The organism is Stenotrophomonas geniculata ATCC 19374 = JCM 13324, from assembly GCF_001431625.1.
GTDB classification, from domain to species: domain Bacteria; phylum Pseudomonadota; class Gammaproteobacteria; order Xanthomonadales; family Xanthomonadaceae; genus Stenotrophomonas; species Stenotrophomonas geniculata.
The window spans coordinates 1-15,381 of sequence record NZ_LLXT01000097.1; the positions used below are offsets into that span (position 1 = coordinate 1).

General features: G+C 59.6%; 13 protein-coding genes and 1 pseudogene. 8 read left to right on the forward strand and 6 right to left on the reverse strand.

Translation table 11 applies throughout. The annotated features are described in order from the left end of the window. Positions 1-1,066: hypothetical protein (locus ARC63_RS23185; protein WP_231298607.1), on the forward strand; the 1,066-nt coding region annotated here is incomplete at its 5' end. Between the two features lie 435 nt (positions 1,067-1,501). Here ARC63_RS23185 and ARC63_RS08810 read toward each other — a convergent pair. Further along, entirely contained in the window at positions 1,502-1,801 is a 300-nt protein-coding gene (locus tag ARC63_RS08810; RefSeq protein WP_057503054.1) for a hypothetical protein, read from the reverse strand. 140 nt (positions 1,802-1,941) lie between these two features. Here ARC63_RS08810 and ARC63_RS08815 point away from each other — a divergent pair, with 140 nt between their 5' ends. Continuing rightward, the gene (locus ARC63_RS08815; protein WP_057503055.1) at positions 1,942-2,280 is read left to right on the forward strand and encodes a helix-turn-helix domain-containing protein; all 339 of its coding nucleotides are present in this window, start codon (positions 1,942-1,944) and stop codon (positions 2,278-2,280) included. Positions 2,281-2,342: 62 nt separating this feature from the next. Beyond that, complete coding sequence (locus ARC63_RS08820; protein ID WP_057503056.1) at positions 2,343-2,753, forward strand: hypothetical protein; 411 nt, start codon at positions 2,343-2,345, stop codon at positions 2,751-2,753. A gap of 1,512 nt (positions 2,754-4,265) precedes the next feature. On the opposite strand, the gene ARC63_RS22760 is transcribed toward ARC63_RS08820, so the two are convergent. Then, positions 4,266-5,180 (reverse strand): hypothetical protein, encoded by a 915-nt coding sequence (locus ARC63_RS22760; RefSeq protein WP_082587831.1) that lies wholly within the window; start codon positions 5,178-5,180, stop codon positions 4,266-4,268. A 218-nt stretch (positions 5,181-5,398) separates the two neighbouring features. Next, positions 5,399-7,120 (reverse strand): MobA/MobL family protein, encoded by a 1,722-nt coding sequence (locus ARC63_RS08825; RefSeq protein WP_057503057.1) that lies wholly within the window; start codon positions 7,118-7,120, stop codon positions 5,399-5,401. A 352-nt stretch (positions 7,121-7,472) separates the two neighbouring features. On the opposite strand from ARC63_RS08825, the gene ARC63_RS22765 reads away from it, so the two are divergent. Together ARC63_RS22765 and ARC63_RS23925 are read left to right on the forward strand one after the other, a co-directional pair. Continuing rightward, positions 7,473-7,802 (forward strand): conjugal transfer protein TraD, encoded by a 330-nt coding sequence (locus ARC63_RS22765; RefSeq protein ID WP_082587832.1) that lies wholly within the window; start codon positions 7,473-7,475, stop codon positions 7,800-7,802. Positions 7,803-7,984: 182 nt separating this feature from the next. Next, a pseudogene (locus tag ARC63_RS23925) lies at positions 7,985-8,254 on the forward strand (type 4 pilus major pilin); the annotation flags it as partial. A 124-nt stretch (positions 8,255-8,378) separates the two neighbouring features. Here the strand turns inward: ARC63_RS23925 and ARC63_RS23655 are convergent. Further along, positions 8,379-8,528: a hypothetical protein gene (locus ARC63_RS23655; RefSeq protein WP_228355389.1), complete on the reverse strand. Its 150-nt coding sequence runs from the start codon at positions 8,526-8,528 to the stop codon at positions 8,379-8,381. A 958-nt stretch (positions 8,529-9,486) separates the two neighbouring features. Further along, positions 9,487-10,068 (reverse strand): hypothetical protein, encoded by a 582-nt coding sequence (locus tag ARC63_RS08830; RefSeq protein WP_057503058.1) that lies wholly within the window; start codon positions 10,066-10,068, stop codon positions 9,487-9,489. Between the two features lie 488 nt (positions 10,069-10,556). Here ARC63_RS08830 and ARC63_RS08835 point away from each other — a divergent pair, with 488 nt between their 5' ends. Together ARC63_RS08835 and ARC63_RS08840 are read left to right on the forward strand one after the other, a co-directional pair. Further along, complete coding sequence (locus tag ARC63_RS08835) at positions 10,557-12,056, forward strand: S8 family serine peptidase (RefSeq protein ID WP_228355232.1); 1,500 nt, start codon at positions 10,557-10,559, stop codon at positions 12,054-12,056. Between the two features lie 143 nt (positions 12,057-12,199). Then, positions 12,200-12,685 carry a hypothetical protein gene (locus ARC63_RS08840; protein ID WP_057503059.1) on the forward strand — a complete coding sequence of 162 codons (486 nt, stop codon included), beginning with the start codon at positions 12,200-12,202 and terminating at the stop codon, positions 12,683-12,685. 14 nt (positions 12,686-12,699) lie between these two features. Here ARC63_RS08840 and ARC63_RS08845 read toward each other — a convergent pair whose 3' ends face one another. Further along, the gene (locus ARC63_RS08845) at positions 12,700-13,161 is read right to left on the reverse strand and encodes a methyltransferase family protein (RefSeq protein WP_057503060.1); all 462 of its coding nucleotides are present in this window, start codon (positions 13,159-13,161) and stop codon (positions 12,700-12,702) included. A 153-nt stretch (positions 13,162-13,314) separates the two neighbouring features. On the opposite strand from ARC63_RS08845, the gene ARC63_RS08850 reads away from it, so the two are divergent. Then, entirely contained in the window at positions 13,315-15,336 is a 2,022-nt protein-coding gene (locus ARC63_RS08850) for an esterase/lipase family protein (RefSeq protein WP_057503061.1), read from the forward strand. The last annotated feature ends 45 nt before the right edge of the window (positions 15,337-15,381 follow it).

Here is a 15,381-nt window from a genome sequence, read left to right on the forward strand (position 1 = left end):
CCCCCCCCCCCCAAACACTGCCCTTCCCATCAACTGCCAATTGGTAACATTTATGAAAATGGGCTCCTATAAGTCGCCTGCAAAACAGCCCGCACCAGTAGACCCGTTGTCACTGGCTGCTGAGCTTCATCGCCGATCCTTCGAAAATCTCGCCCAAGCCACCAGTCTCGACGAAGAAGCATTGACGGCCTGTTTCCTAGGTGGACTTACAACATCATTCTCTATCGTCGCAGCGCTATGCCACATCGACCCCAACGCGACTCCCCCCTTGTCCTGGACGCAATACAGGAAAAAGGCGGGCAACGAGAAGCTATTGAACGAATCTGACATTGGAGCTGACTTCGCCATGGTGTGCTGGAGGCCAGATCGAAAAATGCGCATTGCTCTGTTTCAAGCAAAGAATGGTCAATGCGAGGTGGACGAAGAGGACGCAAACCGCGAAGAATGGAAGCTAAACGTTCACCGGCGCCCGAAAAAGCCTGAGCCAGACACCCCCTGGCGAGAAGCGCAAATGGTTCGACTCGTCAGAACTTCAATCCTCTTCGAAGAAGTGCGCACTAGTAGCCTGAGCACTGGCCTGCCTAAAATTATCCAAGAAGCCCAAACCAAGGCAGACAATGCGAATGACGAGGAACTAACCTCCCATTGCAAAAACGTAAAATGGATAAAATACATCGGCTACTTTAATGGAAAGGCCGTCTGCATCCCCATCTCCAACATATCCGACGCACTACCCAAAGAACTCGAAGAAAAATCATTCACGCATAACTGGATCACACTTACCGACAAATCCTCCCCCACGGACTTTGCAGAAACCCTCACCCATGGACTTGGCACAGATGACTCTTGGCTCGAACTGAATGAGGAGACTGGGATTGCCCTGCTACCTAGCCTTATTGACCTCATGCCAATATATGTTGGCCGCTCCGGGGGAGGAAAGAAACTGGAGATAAAGAACGCAGTAGCTCTGTCGCTCACAATCAATCAGAAATTTCAGAACTCACTGAAGAATGAATTCGATAGATTGAGAGAGATATCGCCGCAACCTACCCCGACACATGGATAACGTTCCTGCGACGCCAGATCCAGCTGACCCCAGCCTTCAGCTAGGCGAACCCGTTACCCCTGATGACACTGAGGCTTAAGCGGGACCTCAGATGGCCTGGACGATTCAGAGCATAAAGAACGGCGGCTATGGGAGGGCACTTTCCCTCCCTTCAAATAGTAGACGCTTGTTGGACATGCAATCAGTATATCGATTGGCGCCTCCTTCGGGCCAAGCGGCGACGCAGGAGCCACGGCAGCCCCCAGAGCAGCAAGAGGGGCCAGAAGATAAGTTGCCCGAACAAGATCAACCCCAATAGCGCTCCATCTGCAGTCGTTCCCTCCTCAAACACCACACTGCATAGCCACCACAGCGCCGCACCGGTAATGAGCCAGCGCACCACGTTGAACAAGGTCCACATACGAGCTCCCCAGCATTAGTGGGTGAAGCCTAGGGTTAGCGACGGTCCACCACGGTCCAAGTGTCACCCACCTTGTCGAGGACGAACGTGCCAGCAAGCTGCTGCTGTTGCGTACGAGTCCCAATCTGGTATTGCGCCGTTCCGGCGACGCTACAGGCATAGCCTGGACCGTCACCCCGCACGCACTCGCCTACCTTCAAGTGCTCAAACGTCATCGTGGTCCCGGTTAGCTGCTTGAAGTAGACAGCCAAAGCCTTCTCAACATCGCTTTTACCAGGACCACCTGAGCAAGCTACCAACAGCGCTACAACGGAAACGAGCCAGAACTTCTTCATTTCAGTTCCCTCAGATGTGATGAACTCCCATGAGCCATGCGAAACATGGCTCCATTTCGCACATTTGCGTTGAGTGCAAATGACCGGTTAAGCTTAGGCGGGCACACTTCGGGTAGTCAATGCCTTTCTTGCTGCCCCGAATGCCTGCGCCGCTACCGACAACCACCGCTCTTGGCCAACGCCTCCGCGCCGCACGCGCAGCCAAGGGCTGGACTCTGGCCCAGCTAGGGGAACTATTGATGGGAGTGGATGATCCAAACACCACTGCACCCCGCATCAGCAGGTATGAGAGGGGCCTTCATAAGCCTGATCTTGAGACCATTGAGAAGCTCGCGGAACTCCTGGACCTCCCAGCCGCCTACTTCCTTGCTGCCTCTGACGTGGTTGCGGAGGCAATCCTGGTACTGACACAGCTTGATGCCCGAAAACAGAAAGAAGCACTGGCACTTCTAAAAAGCCTCGCCCCCACTAGCAAGTGACACGCACCGAGCGGCCTAGTGACTTCCTACGCTATGCCTAGGTGCCAGCAAGGAAGATCCTAATGGCAAGCTTGGCCTACGACCTCCTGATGGCATTGATTCCCGGCACGGCCGCTGGATACTACTCGGGCTTGCTGATGGCCAAGCTCTCAAAGTTCAATGCACTGAAATACGAGGCACTTCGAGCCATTCGATCCATCAACTACATCGGCGATGCCAGTCACACACAGATTACCAGTTCAGATAAGAGTGAAGAACTTCACCTGATCGCATCCGAGCTCTTCCTTCTCAAGCACAAGGGCGCCGGAGTTTCCTTGATGGAAGTTAGCAATGAGCTTCTAAATTCTATAGCAGCATGTAAGCACTCGGCGTATCCCGTCGATAGCTTCATAAAGCAGATCAGTGACTGGCAAGCTCGAATTCGTGGCCTGAAGGTAGGGCGACGCTTCTTCCTTCCTTGGGGTCAAATCTGATGTGTCTTTGACCGAACATTGAAACATTCATCGGCGCCCGAAAATTTTCGGCCCGCTCCGTTTTTCTGCTAAAGAACTCCAAGTGCTCCTTAAGCGCTCCTTTACGGATAAGGCCACCTCCGCCATCTGATTCAGGACACATCTTCCTGCTGACTCAGGACACTATGGGCCCGCTGTCTTGCCTCGGTCTTTGCTTCTAACCGCCGACCGACCGAGGCAAAGTCTCCCCCAACCCGCAATAAGCGAGCCTGGGGACCTTTGCCCGGTCGGTCTACTCTTGCCCAAGCAAGAGGACCATCGTCGGCGCTGTGATCACTGTCAATACACAGCTACGGCAGGTTCACGCCTGACATGGCGCCGGGGCTGGGGTCCTGCCACCAGCATTCACTGGCGTCTCTCCCATGGGCTTTGCCCCGTGATCAGGCTGTCGCCTGACGCTCTCCAATCTTGCCCTTCGCATACATGGCCGACCCGAGACGGGGCACACAATCCAAGACCAGCTAGGGAACCCATGCCTTGGAACCTCCGCGACGCAGAAGCCATGCTGCCGGATGTGGACGTATTCCTCCACGGTTTAAGGCCGCTATCCGTAGGAGCTGGATAGCCCCGGATTGTCACCGGGCGCGAACTAATCGGACCTCCGTGCGATAGCCATTGGTTCCAGCTGGGTTGCGAGGGGTTGCGCTCTTCCCGATGTCGGCTATGTTGTTGCTTGGGGCCGATGCCTGGGTGTGTAGAGCTGCTTTCTACCTACTCGCAGCCGTTGCTCTTAACAACGCGCTGCCGCTAAAAAACAGCATGAGGCCAACGCCAATTCTGTCAATGCCCCCGAAGAATATTCGGGGGCATTGTTTTCCAACCCCAGAGGTACGAAAAGTCGATTACGCCTTAACTATCGGGGGGCAGCTGTGTCAGAAAAAAAGGCCCCAGAGTATAGGGGCCAACCCGATGAAAATGGGAAGAGGAAGAAATACGAAAAGTTACTCTTCGGAACTTGCAAATCACTGGACCATCGTTGGCGGGTCTACAGTTACTCTGCCGCAGCAAGAACCGCCACCGCCACCGGTACCGCCACCAATCCATCCACCACCACCGCCAACACGACCACCGCCACCGCCACCACCGCCACCACGTGCGGGGGGCGGGAGGATGTTCGACACTTCCTTGCCGGAGTCGAATTGTTCACCGCGCCAAGTGTACTCAACACAGGAAATGCCATTGCAGACGGTAACGACATCGCCTACCAAAATTCGGTCGGGTCGTGAAACATTCCAGACTTTCCCTCTTGTGGGGTTGCGGCGATCTATCTCATCGGAAAGAAGTTTACTTGTCCCCTCATCTGGATTTGGCGTGCTTAAAGTGCATCCTATAGGGCACTGAATTACTCCTGGATGCTTTCTCGCTAGGGCATTTCCAGATGCCAACAGCAGCGCAACCCCGAGCAGGGTGAAAATGGACGCATTACCAACACGAAAAATACTCCCCTCACGCATGGCTTGCATAGATCATCCTTTATCTTGGGACACAACAGTTACGGAAGATTTCTTCAGACAACGCGAGCGCATCGGCTCGCTCCCTGCTACTGAGATCACTCTCAGCTTTGATAACGTCGTCATTGGTATAAAGTCGAGGATTGATACGACTAAGCACACGCGTATAGGCCGTTGCTGCGACCGGATCTCTATCGCGGGTCCGCCCATAGGTGTAGGCTCTTTTTAAGCTCCCCAGCGCTGCAATATTTCCTTGGCTTGCCATCTCATTGAGATACCTAGATGAATTTTCCTTCCATTGAGCAAGCTTCTCTGGATCATGGATAACGTCATCGAGCGACCCGATAACTTCCTGTGGTGATACTGAATAAGCGAGCATCGCCTCCTGCGATCCCATGGCCGCAGCCTTTGAGAGCCAATCGGCTTGGTATATTTTTTGATCCAGCACCAGTGATTCACACTCCTTGAGAAGCCGCTCTGATCTTTCGAGGAACCAACCGCCTGATCCGAGACTCGAGGCGGAGTCGGCCAACTCATCGGCCCGATCTGATGTGAAGGTTCGGCATTGATCGATGGTTAGATATATCTCGTAGGTTGCCGTGGCGTCGCCCGATTCGGATCGCTGAATCAACTGCTTCACATGGGCAAGTGCGTCGCCTGGCGGACGGAATTCACGCCCACGGATTATCTCGTAGGCTTTAGGGCCTAGAGCCTTATATGATCCGGGCGGGATCTTTTTCTCCATTTCCAACTCACGCGCTCTTGTTGCGGGAAAGGCGTGTGAATCGCCGCTTCCAATTGGTGCATCCTCTTGGACCTCCTTTTCCTTAGATTTTCGCTGCGCGTCGTTTGCCTGCAGTCGTTGGCCCCAAAACACCCCAATCACAACAGCTAACGCCGCTGCGACTACAACGATCCCGATTAGCCTTTTCTTCATCTGTCGATCTCACGTCTCCGTCGAAACGGAACAATTACAAGGGAGACGGCAAGGTTCTAGGTCTTCCGCCGCCTTGTACAGCGTAAAAACGCTGAACGAAGCCCATCACCCCCGGCGCAACCGGAGGTGATATTCACACTTCATTCATCTTTAGGCATTGAGCTTGGAAAGCGTGGGCCACTTGACTAGGTGCTCGTGCCACCGAAGGACCGCAGATATCAGAGGCAAGGCCCGCGCTGTTTGCCTTGGCTCACCTGCTGCTCGCTCTTGGTTAGCTGCTCCTTGAGCGTGCACACTGGGATGTTTCCAGTGCAATGCGCTTGGTGCGGCTGTGCTGTATCGGCGGTGATTGGATAGCGCTTCAGCATTGATGCTGCGAGCTTATCCAAAGCTTCTACACTCGCAGCTGCCTGTGCCGCATACTTCACCTGTGCTTCCGGGCCTGTAGCTAGACGCGCAGCATCGCGCCGAGTCCTGCGCCGCTCAATGCGCTCTTCACCACTCCGACGCCGCTGCGTCCAATCGCGCCTGCTACCGCTCCAGAGAGACGGCTTGGGATTTTTCCTTGCCCATGCCTCCAATTTCATTTTGGCTTCCGTGAGTGAAATGTCCGCCTTAACTTCGACCTGTAACCTGCGCTCCCATCGAGTGGTGTCATGAGCCACCTGTTTCAATGAACTGTGAAGCTCGCGCATATCATTTCGATATGAAGCCCTATGGGCGTAGGCGACCACCCTGCCCGGCATGTCAAAGAGCTTGGCGACCGTCGAAAGACTTTGCCGAACGGTGGCATCTATACCCTCTAGCCACAGCCGCCTCGCTTCCATCTCCAGCTGCTCTATTTCGGCTTCGTAATGAGCCATGGCCTCGTCTGCTTGCTTGTTCGCAATCTTGCTACGAAGACGGCTAGCCGCCTTCATCAAGGCTGGCTTGAGACTTGACGGAAAGCGCGAGAGGCCTGACCCCACTCGCCCAGCGCGCTGCGCTACTGATACTGGCCTTGTTCGCGCTCGTGGCGGCGCCAACGCGACCTGACCCACGAGTTGCGGTTGCCGCTCTTCTTTGCGAACCGCTGCAAACCTCTCACGTTGAGCTGCTTCTTGCGTATGGGAGCGTGGCGTCGCCATCACCTTTCCCTCCTTCTCCAAGCGTTCCAGGTAGTCACGCAGTTCAATGCGATTGGCGTTTTGGATCTGGTTGTTTACCGTGCCCCGCTCGCTATCTTCACCCCTCCTACGCATTGCGGTTGCTGCTTTACCCTCGTGCTGGGTGGCTTCGCGAGCAAGCATGGCTGCGAACCCAATGTGGCCATCAGCTTCAGCGGCCTGTGCTTGCCTGGCCAGGCTGCGATGATCGACACGTTCAGCGACCTGTGCTCGTTCCAGATGCGAATTGATACGGTCAGCAACCGCTTCACGAAGAATGCGGATAGCCTCCGGACCTGCGCCACCACGCGCATCAAATTCAGCACATGCACGTGGACCCAAGCCATCAGGACCGATCTGACGCGGTGTCATCAGGAGATGCACATGGTGATTTCGCTCATCTCCCTTCTTATCGGGCTCATGGACTGCAACAAGCACCGCAACCTGATAGCGGTCAACCAACATCTGACCCAAATCGCACGCGAGCGCACGACGCTGCGCTTCGTTCAGTTTTGCAGGCAGAGCAACTTCAAGCTCTCGCGCCGTCCTGGCGTTTAGCCGGGTCTCGGCCATTTCCGAGCGATTGAAACAGGCGACCGGATCTCGCGCCCATTCGGGGGCATTTTGCGGGGCCAACATATCAACCGAGGCAACGCCACTGCGCCTTGTGTAGTCGTGTTTGATACCGGTCAATTCGTCATTAATCACAATGCCCGCACGATACGCCGCAGCGGCAGTAGAGGAATGACCCTTGCCGCGCGAAAAGGCTTTGACGGTAGCGTGATAAATGGCCATTTCGATTTGTCCTTGCTCCTATTCTTGTTTTTGGCGACGCCCCCGAGGGGGCTAGCATCGGGGGCGGCCTGCGAAGCGGGCCGGGGTCTGGGGCGGAGCCCCGGCGCACGGTTTCCCGCAGGGAAACCATAAGTGCGCTCTTGCTTTGATCCTTGCCGCCACTATTCGTGACGGCTTCGGGCAAGAGACCGGGGCTCGCTTCGCTCGCGTTTCCCGCTGGGGCTGGCTCGCTCTCGCTCGCCCGTGCCCCTCTATTTCAGGATGGCAGGTAATTGCAATATGACAAGTCGATGACTTGCCAATAGCCGATTTTCTGCTTGCATGGAGTGCAGGACATTAAGAGAAATCAACAATGGCAACACGCTCTATACAAGAAAAAATAACCGCCGCCACTGAGCGTCTCGCGAAATTGAAAGCACGGGAGATGCTGGCCGAGCAAAGGTCAAAAGCAAAGACAAGAGCGAGCGAACGCAAAGCAGACGCGCACCGCAAGATTCTCCTGGGCGGCGCGGTCATCGCCGCTGGGGCTGATTCATTGGATGAGGCTGAGCTTGTTGGCCTACTACTTGGCTATCGAGAGCACATCTCAAAGCCAGCCTTCGTTCAACAACGAAATGAGATGCGCACGCGCGGGCGAATGCATCTAGCCGAGCGAGAAGCATCCCGCGCAAAGAAGCGCTAACCATGAAGCCATCAAGTCGCCCACATCCGCAACGTGGCATCTCATTGATCGAGGTGATGTTGGCGGTGGGCGCCATGACACTTCTTTCCAGTGCGGCCTTCGCTATCTATCAGTCATCGGCAAACAACGCAGATGTTCGCGCGGAACAAGCGAATATTCATACCATTGCTCGAAATGCAGACATGACGTATGGAGCGCTCGGCTCCTATGCGGGACTGACAACCGCTCAGGCTATTGCCGACCGCGTTCCACCCGTTTCAATGAACTCTGGCGTTGGCCTAACGAGCCGATGGGTGCAACCCGTTATTCTTGAGCCTGCCACCATTGATGGCCACCCCAACGCAGGGTTGAAGATTGTTTACCACGCGGTTCCAACGCGTGCGTGCCTAAAGCTAGCTGCTGCAGCGAGTGAAGGCATGTATGGCCTCGAAATAGACGACACATCGGTCTTCAAACGCGGCAATAATCATCGTCCGACCATATTGGACATCCAGGCCGCGACTCAACGCTGCAGGAATCCAGCACGGCTCGCGTTCACATACTACGGCGGCGCTACTGGCCTGTCAGCGCAAGTTCTCACACCGGTCGCACTTCCACCGCCCCCTCCAACATCAGCTCCGCCACCACCGGCGCCAGTGGTAGCGCCACCACCCGTAGCTGTTGCTCCACCTGCTCCATCTCCTGGGTGCGCAGCGGCTCCCACGGCTCCAGCCACAGGAACGACACCTGCGGGTCAAACGTGTTCGTTTATCTGGAATTCGGTAGCTGCTCCTGCTTGCTGGTCTCCGCTGGCGTTATGCGTGCCAATCGCCGCTCAACCTCCAATTCCAACCGCACCACCGGCGCCACCCGCCGTCACTCCTTCTATTGTCCCTCCCTTCATCACACCCGTCTGCTCAGCGCCATTACCTTTGAGCGAAAGCGCGGCGCAAACGGGCGTTTGTCCTTCAGGCACTCTCACCATCAGTGGCGCCGCTTCTTTTCCGCAGACCCGCACCCGAACCACTACATATTCATGCCCCGACCCGTTCGGAAGCCCAATCGCGCTGATGGGACCATGGTCAGCCTGGTTACCGGCAGCAGCGAGTATCTGTGCTCCCGCATGCACGTCTGCGCCGCCAACCAGCGTTGCAATCACGCGCGCTGCGCCAGCAGAGAGCCGGAACGTGGGGTGTCCGGCTGGGCAAGTCGGTGAGCACTGGCAGCAACGCAACCGCGTTGAAAACGGCACGCGCACCACGTCCTGGGCCTGCCCGGCGCCAACCGGTTCTCCGGTGCCCCGCACGTTCGAGAACTGGAGCGGCCGTTACACCCCCACCAGCGGCTGGGCAACAACTTTCAACACTTGCACCACGCCTGCACCCGTGTGCGCTTGGGCTCCCAAGCAGGACACCCGTCATTGGGTGCCCAACGTGCCCCTGGAAGAGCAGTCCCTGGCTTGGGGGAGTGCCCCCATGTGGGGCGGGCGTGGTTCATGCGGCATCTTGCGCAACGGCAATGCTGGCCAGGGCGATGAGAGCACGCCGTGTCCATCATGGGCCGGTGACCTGACCCGGTTCACACCGCAAGGCCAATGCCAGAGTGGGGCTTGGGTGGATTTGACGTTGGTGGCGTATGGGGGCGCGCGCGCGCATGCGGCACGTGAACCCAACACGTGGCAACGCTCCTGGGCATGTCAGTGCAACTAGGGGGAGAGCCGTCCGTGGCGGGTGACCTCGTTTTCCCCGCGCTGGTGGAGCAACCGGTTTCCCGCCACCAACCACCCGGGTCCGCCTGCGAAATCTTCGGGGCTGAAGGTATGCCAGCGGTTACGAATGGGCAGTGCCTGGCGCAGGTGCTGCACGCCCACGCCGTAGTGACGACTCCAGGCCCGGCCCGCGCGATCCAGTTCGATCACGGCCGCGGTGGGGTGGGAGTGGAAGGTTTCCCCGGTGTAAGTGAAGCCGGGCAACACTTGGGATGGAAACACCGCGCACCCGTGGGGCACGCCATCGGTGTAGAGGCGGTACGAGAAACGCTGACCATCCCTGGCCAGGGCCCCGCACGCCTCGTGGCCGGTGCGACGGGTGAAATCGCGCAAAGCGGCCCCGGTGCGTCGGAGAAAGTCCGGTAAAGCCTCGCCGGGTTCGCTGACATGGTCGCCCAGATGCTGGCGCTCCCAACCCTGTTTGGTTCCGGTGGGCGGAATTGAATCGGCCTTCGCCACGGCCTCGCCACACGCTCCAAGCCAAATGGTCAACACCACCATCACCGATGCAATGCGCACAACCGCTCCTAAGCAGTTGTGCTTTGCACCTCGGCCCCATGCCGGGTATCATCAGAGGCATCAAAACTTGCACCTTTTGAAAGCTAAATATCTTTTGCTTTCAATAGGTTGCAAATGGGCGTAAACGGCTCCGCCCACCTCCACCAACGAACGGTTCGTCAAGGACCGGAGAAGCCCGGAAATTCCACCAACGTGGGTTTCCGGGCTTTTTTATTGCCCGCCTCGCCTCGCCGCGGAGTTCACCGCCCAGGCGCAGTCGCGATTCGATGCCGTGAAGCAATGTCGACACCGCGCATCTTCTCTCACCTTCGACATCACTAAATCACTTCAGAATTTTCCCAGCCTCCCATTGGGGGGGATGTGTCCGCGAAGCCGTTCGTCCCTGGTCGCCATCAAGAGGAGACCACGGAGCACCCGCACCCTTCACATGAAGCCGCGCCCGAGGGGCACGGCCTGTTCGACACATCTTTCACAAAGGAACTGTATCCATGCGTACGTCGCTTCGGGTTTCCCTTGCCAGCGCCATCACCCTGGTTCTGGTCAGCGCCCCCGCCTTCGCCCAACCCACCGAACGGGTATGGACGCGAGGCATGGCCAGCAACGAGCAGTACAGCAGTTTCATCGTCAAGTACCGGGACGGCAGCAGCAAGCGCGTTTCGGCTACCACCGCACAGGATGCGCTGAAGAAGCGCCTCGGCATCCAGCAACGCAGCAAGCGCTCGATCGGCGCTGCGCCGGCCCCAGCCGTGACCCACCAGCGCCGCATGGGCGGTGGCGCCGACGTCGTCACCACGGACAAGGCACTGGATCTTCCGGAAGCGCAGATCCTGATGCAGCGCATCGCCGACGATCCGGACGTCGAGTATGTGCAGCCGAACTACATGATGAGCGCGTTCGCCACACCGAACGATCCGCGCTACGGCGAGCAGTGGCACTACAGCAATCCGACCAGTGGTGCGCGCCTGCCGGCCGCGTGGGACCGCTCCACCGGCCAGGGTGTGGTGGTGGCTGTGGTCGATTCGGGGTATCTCAACAACAACGACCTGCAGGCGAACCTGTTGCCGGGTTACGACATGATCTCGTCCACCCGCCCGTTCAGTGATTGGCAGTGCATCATCGGCGGACTCAATCCCGGCTGTGGTGGCTCCGACGATGGCGACGGACGCGACGCCGATGCCTTCGATGCCTCGGGCATCGCTCACGGCACCCACGTCGCTGGGACGGTCGCAGCGGTGACCAACAACCAGATCGGCGTCGCCGGCGTGGCCTACAACGCGAAGGTCGTGCCGGTGCGCGTACTCGGCAACCAGGGCAATGGCGGTTCCGCAGACATCATCGACGGCATGCTCTGGAGTGCGGGTATCAACGTGCCCAACGTCCCGGCCAATGCCAACCCGGCTGAAGTCATCAATCTCAGCCTCGGCGGCCGCCGGGCCTGCTCGCCGGCCGAGCAGGATGCAATCGACGACATCACCGCGCAGGGCACGATCGTGGTGGTCGCCGCCGGCAACAGTAATCTGGATGTGTCCGAGTTTGCTCCGGCGAACTGCAAGGGCGTGATTGCGGTTGCCGCCAACGACCAGGGCGGTCGTCGTGCGTTCTACTCCAACTACGGCGCAGGCATCCACATCACCGCACCCGGTGGTGAAACCTGGTCCTGCCGCGCGTCCGTCGGCGAGTTCCTGCCGCTGGCCACGCCGCCGAACCAGACCAACTGCGCACCGACCCGCCAGCATCCGGCACAGGGCATCCTGTCCACCGTGGGCAACAACGCCTTCGACTTCATGTCCGGCACCTCGATGGCGGCGCCGCACGTCGCCGGCATCGTCGCGCTGATGCAGGCGGTGGCGCCGGTGCCCAAGACCACCGACCAGGTCAAGGACATCCTGCGTCGCACTGCGCGCCCGATCGCGGCAGCAAACTGCCCGGGGGGTTGCGGGCCAGGCATTGTCGACGCCGCAGAAGCGGTGAAGGCGGCCAGCAACTGATGGCATGGCGCAGCGGCCCGGCAAGGTCGCTGCGCCTTCGTCACGCATCCGATCTGTACACGCAGGCAACATCAGCAGGCCCATAATCCGGTTCCGCGCCCGGTGCCGGGCGCGCTGCTCCGTCACGTACAGAAGGACCTGCAATGAGAACCAGAAACACCGCGTTCGCCGTGGTCATGACCGCTCTGGCCGCGAGCTCGGCTACCCACGCAGCCCCGCCTGCCATCGCCCCCGCCGGCACCGCAACGCTGGAGGCCCTGCTGGCCTGCAAGGCAGGTTCGAACTTCAGCGAAGCCGAGGCCATCGATGCCCTGCAGGCAGCCGGCCTGGCCAGGAAGCCTGGCGGCACGTTCGAGCCGGAAACCACGCCAGTCGCCCTGTTCGGCGGTACCGTCACCCATGCCGATGTGAATGTCGCCGAGGGCGAGAAGAGCGTCTTCGTCTACTTGAACGGTATCGATCCGAAGCGCCTCGCCAAGACCTGGTCGGTGACCACGGTCAACGAATACGCCAACACCGAAGAGCCCTCGTACGTGAAGCGCATCGACAAGCGCCACACCCTGCACGTGATTGCCGGTGACGATTACGAAGGTTATTCCGCCGCCGTGAAGTGCCAGATCACGCCGTAACGGCCTGACCCGCGCTACAGCCAGCGTCGTACTCGCTGGCGGAAGGCTGCGTATGCCTCAGGAAGGCGGGCCGACAGTGCCCGCTCTTCCGGCACGATCTGCCACCGGTTGATGTACAGCACGAACAGCGGCACAGCCAGCAGTGCGGCCAGGTTCTGCAGGTACAGCATGGCACCTGCCAAGACAGTGGCCTGGCCCAGATACATCGGGCTGCGTGTGTAGCGGTACACGCCGTGCGTGACCAGCACGCTCGACGCCGCCGGCCGCAGGGGATTGACCGTGGTGCCCACGCGACGAAAGGCCAGCTTCGGCAGCAGGTTCAAGACCACGCCGAAGACCATCACCAGACCCGCAAGCAACTCAGGCATCGGTAGCTGCAACGCCCCGCCCGGCTGCCATCGGCTGCCCATATAGCCGATGGCGGCGCACAACAGCATCGCAAGAGGCGGAGGAACACGGGTCTCAAGCCAGCGCATTGCAGCCCTGCATTCATCCTGTTCACCCCAGTGTCACACGGAAATGCCTGAATCGCCCGGTTGGCGGCACTTCCGCACTCCAAACCGACCGCCCGGTATCTTCCGCTTTGACATGCCGACCGCTAGAGTGGCGCCACCGCGCAGGAGGATCGTATGGCAACCACGGGCTTGGGCTTCATCGGTCGCACGACCCTCATCATCACCGTGCTGCTCACCCTGGGCGGCTGCGCCACGTTGCGCCAGTTCGGGCCGTCGGTGCAGGTGGCCTCGGTCACCCCCGGCCAGTACATCGCCCTGAAGCGCGGCGACATCCTGACCACCGGCAAGCTCAGTTCGGCCACCATGGAAACCCTGCGCGTGGCCGGTCTCGACGAAGGCGTCTGCGCCAAGCCCGGCCTGCCCTGCATCGAGGCCATGGAAGGCAGCATCGTGGTGCGCGAGGAGGACAAGCGCTCAAGCCTGGCCGAGCTGTGGCTGCAGTATGCGATGACCCTGCCGGCGCCCAAGCGTGAGTACTCCACCTCCGGCCGTGCCAAGAGCGCGATCACCGAGCTGGATGCCGATTTCCAACCGCGCCTGGACGCGTGGATGCAGGTCGCGCGCCAAGCCTACGCCTATCTGTTCTTCACCGAGCGCACCGCCAACCAGCGTGGTTTCGAAGACCGCCAGACCCAGGTGCGCGACTACTACAACCTGGCCGTGCAGGAAGCCTCGGTGCAGTTGTACAACGCGTATGCCACCGGGCGCGTGCACAGCCAGGCCAGCCATTTCCAGCTGGGCCGCTGGACCTTCGTGCTGGCCCCTTCAGGCGAGGCATCGCCGCTGGATACGCGTACCCCCACCGAACTGGTACCGGCGGCCTCGCTATCGTTCACCGGCACGCTGCGCAGCGTGCATCGCCGCGATGGCTTCGGTGCCGAACTGGTGGCCGTGATGGAGGATCCGGCCGCCACCACGGCCACCACGCTGCCGGCCACAACACCCGCCGCGCAGGCCGCCACACCGGTCACGCAAAGCTGGAGCGAGATGCCGTCGCCATCGATGACGGTACTGCTGCGCTTCTCCGGAAAGAACCTGTGGGAAGTGCTGCACGACGACGAGCCGGAACTGGAGATCCACGATCCCTACCAGGTCACGGAAGTCACTCTGCATGGGCAGCAGGTGCCATTGGCCGCGAACTTCACCGCAGGCTACGCATTGTGGCTGGCGCGCTCCAACTTCAGCCACCAATCACTGCGTTCGCTGTTCGGTGGCAAAGGCGGCATCGACACGCCGCATCTGTACATGATGCAGCCCTACGATCCGAACCGCCGCGTGCTGCTGATGATCCATGGCCTGGCCAGCAGTCCGGAAGCCTGGGTCAACGTCGCCAACGAGCTGATGCGCGACGACGAGATCCGCCAGGACTTCCAGGTCTGGCAGTTCTACTACCCCACCAACATGCCCATCGCGATGAGCCACGATTCGATGCGCCACACGCTGGATGAGGTGTTCAAGCATTTCGACCCCAGCGGCAAGGCGCAGGCTTCGCATGACATGGTGCTGGTCGGGCACAGCATGGGTGGCGTGATCGCGCGGCTGATGATCTCCTCTTCCGGCGATCATCTGGTCGACACCCTGCTGGAGACTGCGCAGATGACGCCGGCACAGCGTGAACTGCTGCGTACCAAGGGCGCACCGGCACTGACCTTCCTGCCGGAGCCGGAAGTATCGCGCGTGGTATTCATCGCCACGCCACACCGCGGCACCGATGTGGCGGGCACCCGCTTGGGCCGCTGGATCGGTCGCCTGGTGCGGTTGCCGCTGACCGTGCTGGAAGACGTCGCCACCATCGCCAACGACGGCCAGATCGATCGCAACGACGGCAAGCACGGCTACCAGATGAACAGCATCCAGAATCTGGACAAGGACGATCCCTTCGTCCGCGCCGTGGCGGACCTGCCGATGTCGCCGAACGTGCACTACCACTCGATCATCGCGCGGGCCAAGGCCGATGGTCCGCTGGAAAAGACCGACGACGGGCTGGTGCCCTACTGGAGCTCGCACCTGCCGCACGCGGATTCGGAGAAGGTGATCGTGTCCGGGCACAGCGTGCAGGAAGCCACGCCGGCCATCGTCGAACTGCGGCGGATCCTGCATGAAGACATGCAGGAACACGACCGGCAGTACAAGTAACGCTAGGCGTGGCAGCATCACGGCAGCGGTGCTCTGGCCGGCCGG

Coding starts and splice junctions, on each gene's coding strand:
- ARC63_RS22760 (WP_082587831.1), bottom strand. CDS start 5,180: ATGAAGAAAAGGCTAATCGGGATCGTTGTAGTCGCAGCGGCGTTAGCT.
- ARC63_RS08815 (WP_057503055.1), top strand. CDS start 1,942: ATGCCTGCGCCGCTACCGACAACCACCGCTCTTGGCCAACGCCTCCGC.
- ARC63_RS08825 (WP_057503057.1), bottom strand. CDS start 7,120: ATGGCCATTTATCACGCTACCGTCAAAGCCTTTTCGCGCGGCAAGGGT.
- ARC63_RS08810 (WP_057503054.1), bottom strand. CDS start 1,801: ATGAAGAAGTTCTGGCTCGTTTCCGTTGTAGCGCTGTTGGTAGCTTGC.
- ARC63_RS08820 (WP_057503056.1), top strand. CDS start 2,343: ATGGCAAGCTTGGCCTACGACCTCCTGATGGCATTGATTCCCGGCACG.
- ARC63_RS08845 (WP_057503060.1), bottom strand. CDS start 13,161: ATGCGCTGGCTTGAGACCCGTGTTCCTCCGCCTCTTGCGATGCTGTTG.
- ARC63_RS08835 (WP_228355232.1), top strand. CDS start 10,557: ATGCGTACGTCGCTTCGGGTTTCCCTTGCCAGCGCCATCACCCTGGTT.
- ARC63_RS08850 (WP_057503061.1), top strand. CDS start 13,315: ATGGCAACCACGGGCTTGGGCTTCATCGGTCGCACGACCCTCATCATC.
- ARC63_RS22765 (WP_082587832.1), top strand. CDS start 7,473: ATGGCAACACGCTCTATACAAGAAAAAATAACCGCCGCCACTGAGCGT.
- ARC63_RS08840 (WP_057503059.1), top strand. CDS start 12,200: ATGAGAACCAGAAACACCGCGTTCGCCGTGGTCATGACCGCTCTGGCC.